Raw genomic sequence first — 8,441 nt, 5'->3', positions numbered from 1 at the left:
TTTGGTGGGGGGGCCCCCCCCCCCACGCCCCCAGACCAGGGGGGGTGCCCCCCTGGACCCCCCTTTCTGGGGCTGGTATTTCTGGGGTGTCTGGGTTATGGGGGTGTTGCGGGGGCGTTGGCGATGGTTCTGTTTGGGGCGGGGTGGGTTTGGGTGGGGGATTGTGCAAAAAGCCAAAGACGTGTCATCTTGTTTGGGGGAATGGGGTTCTTTGGGCGGGGATTTTCGGGATCTTGAAAGTTGTTTGCACTCAGTTGTTTTGGTGGGTTTGTGTTTTTGGTGGGGGTTCATCGATTTGATAGTTGATGGCAATCGATGTAATAGGTATTGGTGATCTTTTGGGGTGGGGTGGTGACAAGATCTTTCGGGGGTGGTTGGGTGGGGGGTATGGGTGACTCTTCTGGGAGTTGGTACTACTGCTTGAAGCATCATCGGGCTGAGCAGGGGAAGCGGTGTTGGTTCGCGGATCGGATGGGGCCCTATCCGGATCGGGCTACCGCTGAGCGGGCGTTGGACATCGTGCGGGAGCGGAATGCTCGGGAGGATGCTCGGGACGAGTCCTGAGGTCGGGGCCGGGCCAGCTCAGAGTTCCCATAAGTGCGTCCGCTACGGTCTGTGCTGGCAGGATAGAGCGCTGTATCGAGCGGGAGGGCGACTTGTGAAGGTGACCGTGGTGGTGCCGACCTACAACGAGCGGGAGAACCTGCCGGTGGCGGTGGGGCGGTTGACCGCGCTACCGGTCGCCGACCTGCACGTACTCGTTGTGGACGACAACTCGCCGGACGGGACGGGGGAGGTGGCCGACAAGCTGGCCGTCGAACTGCCCGACGCGGTGGGGGTGCTGCACCGGGTCGAGAAGGACGGGCTGGGGCGGGCCTATGTCGCGGGGATCACGCGGGCGCTCGACGAGGGGGCCGACGTCGTCATCCAGATGGACGCCGATCTGTCCCATCCGGCCGAGGTCATTCCGGCCATGCTCGACAAGCTCGAGACCTCCGGGGCGGGGGTGGTCCTCGGATCCCGGTATGTCCCGGGCGGATCCACTGCCGCGGAATGGAAGTGGTACCGCAAGGCGCTGTCGGCGTGGGCCAACTTCTACGTCAACGCCATCCTGCGGCTCGGCGTCAAGGACGCGACGGCCGGGTTCAAGGCGTGGAAGGCCGAGACGCTGCGCGCGATCGACGTCGCCTCGATCCAGAGCAACGGCTACTCCTTCCAGGTCGAGATGAACTACCGGACCATCAAGAAGGGCTACACCATCGCCGAGGTGCCGATCCGGTTCGAGGAGCGCACCGCGGGCGCGTCCAAGATGAGCCTGCGGGTCCAGCTGGAGTCCGCCCTCATGCCGTGGCAGCTGCTGTTCGGGCGGCGGCTCTAACGCGCGGTCAGCGCCGCGTCGGGGGCGGGCCAATCCAGCAGGGTGTCCACGAACAACCCGCGCACCCGCTCGACCTCCGCGTCCATCGCTCGCGGATCCCAGCCGCTCACATCGATCGGCGGTAGCACCGCCACGTCGACGACGCCCTTGCGCACCACCGCCGAATTGCGCCAGGCGATCTCGCCCGCGTTGCGGATCACGATCGGCACCACCGGCACCCCGGCCTGGATCGCGATGTGGAACGCGCCCTTCTTGAACGGGCCCACGCGCGGCGTGAACGAGCGCGTCCCCTCCGGCGCCACCACGATCGACAACCCGCCGCGCAGCGTGTCCACCACCGGCGCCAGCGCGGCGCGCGTGCCCGCCGAATCCGACCGATCGATGAACGTCGCGCCCGTGAACCGCAGCAGCGGGCCGAACACCGGATTGGCGGTGATCTCCCGCTTCGCGATCGCGGTGAAACCCCCGCCGAGCACCTCGCTCAACACCACCATGTCGAACTGACTCTGATGGTTGAACACGAACACCGCGGGCCGCGGCGCGAGCGCGTGCTCGCGGCCGGTCACCCGGACCCGAATCCCGGTGGCGCGCAACGTCGCATCGGCCGCCACCTCGATCATCGAATCCGCCATCGCCCGCTGATCGCGCGTACCCGCCTTCGCCGCCACGCCGACCGCCGCGCCGCCCAGCAGACTCGCGAAACCGAGCGCGGTCCGGGCCAGATCGAGCGCGCCGGGATCGGCCCGCGGCCGGAAGGTCAGCACCGGCCAGGAGCGTTCGGTGGCCTCGATCGCGGTCCGCGGATCCGGATTCACCGCCGTGGGATGCCCGACCAGTTCCAGCAGCGGCAGATCCGGGGCGGCGTCGGCGTAGGCGTGGCTCGCGGCGAGCTCGAGGTCGTGGTCGCGGGCGAAGCGGCGCACCGCCTCGGCTTTGCCGCTGCGCCACAACGGTTTTCCGTCCACGTAGCCGGTGAGCACCCCGTCCTGCGCGGCCATCGGCGTGTACAGCACATGCTCGATCCCCAGCTCCGCGGCGGCGGGCAGCACCTGGAACCGGGTCAGGCAGGTGGCCAGCACCAGCGTGTGCCCGGCGGCCTCGTGCGCGCGGATCAGCCGCCACGCCTCCGGGTACAGGTGGCCGTACAGCGTGCGCTGGAACAGCTTCTCGCCGAGTTCGGTCAGCTCGGCCTCCGAGTGTCCGGCCCAGGCGTGCATGGTGCGCTGGAGGAAGCGCTCGTACTCGCCCTCGGCCCGCGCGCCGCGCACGCTGGTGAGCAGGCTGTCCGCCAACGGGTTTCGGCGCAACCAGCGGCCCGGCCCGGACGGCGGGGTGAAACCGTGCACGACCGTCCCGCCGAAATCGAAGATCGCCCCCACCCGCGGCCCCTGGGGACCCGAACGGATCGCCTCGATCGCGGCGTCCACGCTCCACTCACCGCCCGCGCTCATCACAGCTCCACTCGATTGGACGGATCCAGCGTGGCGGCCCGCGAGATCCGCTGGCCGAGGGTGCGCAGTTCGTCGGCGAAGGCCCGCCGCCGCGCGGTCAGGTCGTCGCCGTCGGGCTGTAGCAGGCCGTGGTTGTCGGCGAGTTTCAGTGCGGTGGTGAACAATTCCGACGACACCGACTCCGGACTGTGCAACCGCTGCTGCAACAGCATCTGCCGCCCCACGGCCAGACAGTCCTCGATGAACCGCTTGCGATCCACCGGCGTCGTGGGATCGTGCGCGGCCAGCCGCTCGGCCACGACCAGCTGCGCGTCGAAGAACGACCGCAGCACGCGATGGGCCATGATGAATCCGGTGTCGGCCAGCTTGGCCAGGATGTCCGAGCCGACCGTGCCGCCGTCCGCGGTGCGCCGGTGCCAATCCGGGTCCACCAGCAGCATTTCCGCCGACAGCTGCTCGCCGAACTCCGCCCGCTCCGGGAAGAAGAACTCGAACTTGAGCAGATCCCGCAGCCGGTACGCGGTGTCCCAGCCGACGCGCAGCTGATCGCCCTCCTGCGCCTCGACCGAGGTGAGCACGGCCAGTTCCAGGATCGCCCGGTTCACGAACCAGTGCACCGCGCTGTTGCGGTAGAACGCCGCCTCGAGGTGCGCGCCCGCCTCGATCGAGTAGACCGGTTCCAGCCCACCGCGATACACGGTCACGACCTTCGCCACCGACAGCTGATCGAGCACCACCGCCAGGCCCTGATCGTCGCGCAGCGTGGCCAGCTCGCCCCCGGGCAGACCACGCCGCTCGATGTAGCCGAGCACGGGCAGCACCACCGCGCGCACCTCGCCGAGGGTCAGCGCGCGCTCGTGCACCCCCAGCAGGGCCAGGGTGACCAGCGCGTTGACCGTGATCGGGGTGACCCGGTTGATGCCGACGGCCACCTCGAAGGCCAGCCGCTGCACGGCCTTGCGCTCCTGCTCGCGGACCTCGTCCGGAAGTGGTTGCGCCGGACCGTGATCGGGCCGCAGCGGATCGCCGTGCGCGGCCAGCCGCTGCCGCGCCGACAGCGGCTCGCCGAACCGCACGTACACGTGGCCCGCCGAATGCTGTTGATTGCGGATGTAGCGGGCCAGCCAGGTCAGCCCCTCGGCCTTCTTCACGCCCCCGGCCTGTTCGGTGGCGATCGCGCCGAGTTCGTTGAGCCGCTCGTAGGTGATCGACACCGGCACCAGCAGCACATCGTCGACCCGGCGGGCGCGGATCGCGGCGGCCAGATAGTTCAGCAGGCCGTAGCGGGGCGGGCGCAGTTTGCCGGTGCGGGTGCGGCCGCCCTCGAAGTACCACTCCATATTGAACCGCTTGGCCAGCAGATACGCGAAGTACTCCTCGACGACCGCCTTGTACACCTCGTCGTCGCCGAAACTGCGGCGGATGAACACGGTTCCGGTGCGCCGCGCGATCGGGCCCATCGGCCAGAAGCTCAGATTCGCCCCGCCGATCACGTGATTGGGCGGAAAGTCGGTGCGCGCCAGCACATCCCCGAGCACGAACGCGTCCACATAGGAGCGGTGCGAGGGCAGGAACACCAGCGGATGACGCCGATTGAGGCGACGCAATCCGGCCAGCCCCGACGGTTCGAAGTCCACCTTCCACGCCGAGGCGTGCACCGGCCGCATGGCCTGGGTGAACAGGTCCGACACCAATCTGCTCTGCGCGGCGACCAGTTCGCGCAGCGCCTTCTCCGCGCGGCGGTACACCTCGCCCGGTTCGCAGCCGATGTGCGCGGCGATGCCGTCGAGGCGGCGCAGGAACTCGGGGGAGTCGAGGATCTCCTCGGCCACCAGCCGGGGCACCTTGTAGCGGTCGCCGATGACCGACCGCTCGGCGCGTTCGAGCGCGACGATGCCCGCGCGAACGATGGCCCGCGCGAACGGTTCCGCGCTCGACGCCACCGTGGCGTTGTTGGCGCGCAACTCGCTGAGCCGGGCGGGCTGACCGGTGAGGACCAGATGCCGGTCGGGCGACTTGGCGACCAGGCGGCGTTGCAGGATCCGGTGCGGTTTGCGCGGATCGCCGAAGGTGACCAGATCGGCGAAGGTGGTGCGGCGCACGCCGTCTCGCTCGGGCGGCAGCCACACCACCCGCACGGGCACGACCAGCGGATCGTCACGTCGCCCGACCAGGCGCTGGGCCACCGCGGCGGCGTCCAGATCGAGCTGCACGACCGGTATGTCCAGGCCGTACTCGGCGGCGATGCCGCCCTCGGCGAGCCAGCCCCCGATCAGCTCGCGCTCCACCGCGGACGCGGCGTCCACCAGTGCGACGGCCGCGCGCGGCGTCGAATTCGAGGTGGTTGCCGTCGGGACCTCGGCGCGGTGATCGATCATGGGACCTCCATCAGGTGGCGCTTCCCCATTGAAGCGCGCCTCCGGGTCCTTCCGACGCGAATTTCCTCCGATTGGTCCCGCTGTGCGCTCCGGCACACCTCCGGAGAACTGAGGTAATGCTAGCCTTACCCCTTGAAGTTAGGTGAGCATAACCTTGGAGGAAGCGTGTCGACCACGGACGAGCGAGTGCGATGCGGGTATGGGGACGGTCCGGGGGCGGCATTCACACAGGCGGGCGGAATCGACCCGGTGGCAGCGGTTTCCGCGCTCGCGGCCGCGGACCGGTTCGGGGAGTACGTCATGTACGAGCGGCCGGGGGAGTGGGTGTTCGCCGCGGATCCGCTCGGCGGCGTCGAACTCGACGCCCACGAACTGCGCGTCGAGTGGGCGGGCCGGGTCACCGCCGAACCGTGGCAGGGCAGCCCGGCGGCCGTGATCGATCGAGCACTGGCCGGACTGGACGCCGCGGACCGGCACGCCTACGGCTGGATCGGCTTCGAGTTCTGCGCCTGGGCGCTGGGCGCCACCGCACATCTCGACCCGCGAACCCCATTGGCGCACTTGATGATTCCGCGCATCGAGGTCCGCATCGGCGCGACCGGGATCCGGATCGACGGCGCGACCGCGGCCGAGGCCGAGGAGATCCACGCGCTGATCGCCGCCGCGCAGGCGACCGCGTTGCCAATCGCGCGGGCCGCCGACATCACCCTCGATCCCACCGCCTACCGCGACCGGGTGGCCGGTGCCGTGGCCGAGATCCGGGACGGGCGCTATCAGAAGGTGATCCTCTCGCGGAAGGTCGATCTGCCGTTCGTGGTCGACGTGCCCGCGACGTATCGGCTGGGCCGCGCCCACAACACGCCCGCGCGCTCGTTCCTGCTGCGCCTCGGCGGGCTCGAGGCCGCGGGCTTCAGCCCCGAACTGGTGGTCGCGGTCGACGACGGCCGGGTGGTGACCACCGAACCCCTCGCGGGCACCCGGGCGTTCGGCCGGGGAATCGAGGCCGACCAGGCGGCGCGCGCCGAACTCGTCGGCGACCCCAAGGAGATCGTCGAACACGCGATTTCCGTGCAGACCTCCTTCGCCGAGATCGCCGCGGTCGCCGAGCCGGGCAGCACGGCCGTCTCCGACTTCATGGCGGTGCGCGAGCGCGGCAGCGTCCAGCACCTGGCCTCCACCGTGCGCGGGCGGCTCGCCACCGACCGCAGCGCGTGGGACGCGCTGGCGACGCTGTTCCCCTCGGTGACCGCCTCGGGCATCCCCAAGGCCGCGGGTGTGGACGCCGTGTTCCGCCTGGACCACGACCCGCGCGGGCTGTATTCCGGTGCGGTGCTGACGGTTTCGCCGTCCGGCGCGCTGGAGGCCACGCTCGTCTTGCGCGCCGTCTATCAGACCACCGAGGGCGCGTGGCTGCGCGCGGGCGCGGGCATCGTCGGGCAGTCCCGCCCGGACCGCGAATTCGAGGAGACCTGCGAAAAGCTGTCCAGCATCGCGCCCTACGTCGTGGAGGCGTGACCCCGCAACGCCTTCTTATCGATCTTGCCCACGGCCGTGACCGGCAGCCGATCCACGGTGCGCAGGGTGTCGGGAAGTTTGTAGGCCGCCAGCCCCCGCCCGGTGAGGAAGGACTTCACCTCGGCCAGGGTCGGCGGCTCCCCGGAGACCACCAGGACCGCGCAGACCCGCTCGCCGAGCGCGGGATCGGGCAGCCCCACCGCCGCGGCGTGCCGCACCGCCGGATGGGCGAGCAGATGTTCCTCGAGCTCGTCACAGGAGACGTTCTCGCCGCCGCGGTTGATGACGTCCTTGATCCGGCCCGACACCACCAGATGACCGGACGGCAAGCGCCGCACCAGATCTCCGCTGCGGTAGTAGCCGTCCGGGGTGAAGGCGCGCGCGTTGTGTTCGGGCGCGCGGTAGTACCCGCGGATGGTGTAGGGCCCGCGGGTGAGCAACTCGCCCTCCGCGCCCGGCGGCACGTCGTTTCCGTCGGCGTCGACCACGCGGATCTCGTCGGCGGGGGAGAGCGGGCGACCCTGGGTGCCGCACACCAGATCCGCGGCGTCGTCGAGGCGGGTGTAGTTGAGCAGGCCCTCGGCCATGCCGAACACCTGCTGCAACCGGGTGCGCAGCGCGGGTTCCACGGCGCGGGCGTTCACCTCGGCCAGCTTCGCGCCGCCGACCTGGAGCAGCCGCAGGCTGGACAGATCGGCCTCCTCCCATTCGGTTGCGGCGCTCCACAATTGGGCCAGCGGCGGCACCACGGCGGTCACCGTCACCCCGAACCGTTCGATGGCCGCGAAGGCGTTCTCCGGGCTGGGATCGTCGATCAGCGCGATCGAGCCGCCGACCCCGATCGTGCCGAGGACGCCGGGGCACGACAGCGGGAAGTTGTGGGCGGCGGGCAGGGCCGCCAGATACACGTCCGCGCAATCCAATTCGCACACCTCGGCGCTGGCGCGGGCGTTGTAGGCGTAGTCGTCGTGGGTGCGCGCGATCAACTTGGGCAGCCCGGTCGTGCCGCCGGACACCAGCATGAGCGCGATGTCGGCGGGATCGATCTGCGGCAGCGCGCCGCCGTCGCGGGCGATGCCGCGCACGTCCACGTACGGCCCCGGCTCGCCCAGCACGAACACCCGGCGCACCGAGGCCACCCGCTCGACCAGCGACCCCGCCAGCTCGCGATAGTCGAAGCCGCCCGCCCGATCCGCGATGAGATAGCCCGCCGCGCCGGACAATTCGGCCAGATGCTCGATCTCGGCCCGGCGGTGCGCGGGCAGCGCGAGCACCGGAATCGCCCCCGCGCGCAGCAGCCCGAACAGCAGCGGCACGAATTCGGCCACATTCGGCAGCTGGACCAGGACCCGGTCGCCGGGCGCGATGCCCTCGGCGCGGAAGCCGTGCGCGTAGCGATCGGCCTCGGCGTCGAGTTCGGCGTAGGTCCGCACGCGGTCCTCGGCGTGCACGGCCGGACGCTCCGGCCAGGTGCGCGCGGCCGTGCGCAGCAGTTCACCCAGCGACTGTCCGGCCCAGTAGCCCGCCGCGCGATAACGCTCCGCGAATTCGGCCGGGAACGGGACGAATCCGTCGCGATGATCCGATGCGGTCTCAGATGTCGAAGTCACGGTCAGCCTCACGGTCGGGCACGAGTTATCAGGGTCACCTAATGTAGGTTAGGCAACCCTATCTCATTGCGTTACGCTGTGGCCGATCGGCCAGCGAAGGAGTACAGCG

5 protein-coding genes are annotated in these 8,441 nt (G+C 70.0%); 2 read left to right on the top strand and 3 right to left on the bottom strand.

From position 1 onward, the window contains the following. The first annotated feature begins 676 nt into the window (after nt 1-676). Entirely contained in the window at nt 677-1,378 is a 702-nt protein-coding gene (locus ACWDSJ_RS07450) for a polyprenol monophosphomannose synthase (RefSeq protein WP_387368041.1), read from the top strand. On the opposite strand, the gene ACWDSJ_RS07445 is transcribed toward ACWDSJ_RS07450, so the two are convergent. After that, nucleotides 1,375-2,829, bottom strand: a complete 1,455-nt coding sequence (locus ACWDSJ_RS07445) for an HAD-IB family hydrolase (protein WP_450030010.1) — start codon at nt 2,827-2,829, stop codon at nt 1,375-1,377. The two genes, ACWDSJ_RS07450 and ACWDSJ_RS07445, sit on opposite strands and share 4 nt — an antisense overlap. Further along, nucleotides 2,829-5,207, bottom strand: coding sequence for a glycerol-3-phosphate 1-O-acyltransferase (locus tag ACWDSJ_RS07440; protein ID WP_450030008.1), 2,379 nt, complete (start codon nt 5,205-5,207; stop codon nt 2,829-2,831). Before ACWDSJ_RS07440 ends, ACWDSJ_RS07445 begins: the two co-directional genes overlap by 1 nt. A gap of 165 nt (nt 5,208-5,372) precedes the next feature. Here ACWDSJ_RS07440 and ACWDSJ_RS07435 point away from each other — a divergent pair, with 165 nt between their 5' ends. Beyond that, a complete protein-coding gene (locus ACWDSJ_RS07435) occupies nt 5,373-6,722 on the top strand; it encodes a salicylate synthase (protein ID WP_450030007.1) in 1,350 nt (449 codons plus the stop codon). On the opposite strand, the gene ACWDSJ_RS07430 is transcribed toward ACWDSJ_RS07435, so the two are convergent. Next, nucleotides 6,704-8,332: a (2,3-dihydroxybenzoyl)adenylate synthase gene (locus ACWDSJ_RS07430; RefSeq protein WP_450030006.1), complete on the bottom strand. Its 1,629-nt coding sequence runs from the start codon at nt 8,330-8,332 to the stop codon at nt 6,704-6,706. The two genes, ACWDSJ_RS07435 and ACWDSJ_RS07430, sit on opposite strands and share 19 nt — an antisense overlap. Nucleotides 8,333-8,441 lie beyond the last annotated feature (109 nt).

Source organism: Nocardia sp. NPDC003482, assembly GCF_053588115.1.
The sequence above is the reverse complement of the archived record's forward strand: the minus strand, read 5'-3'. Positions and strand labels throughout refer to the sequence as shown.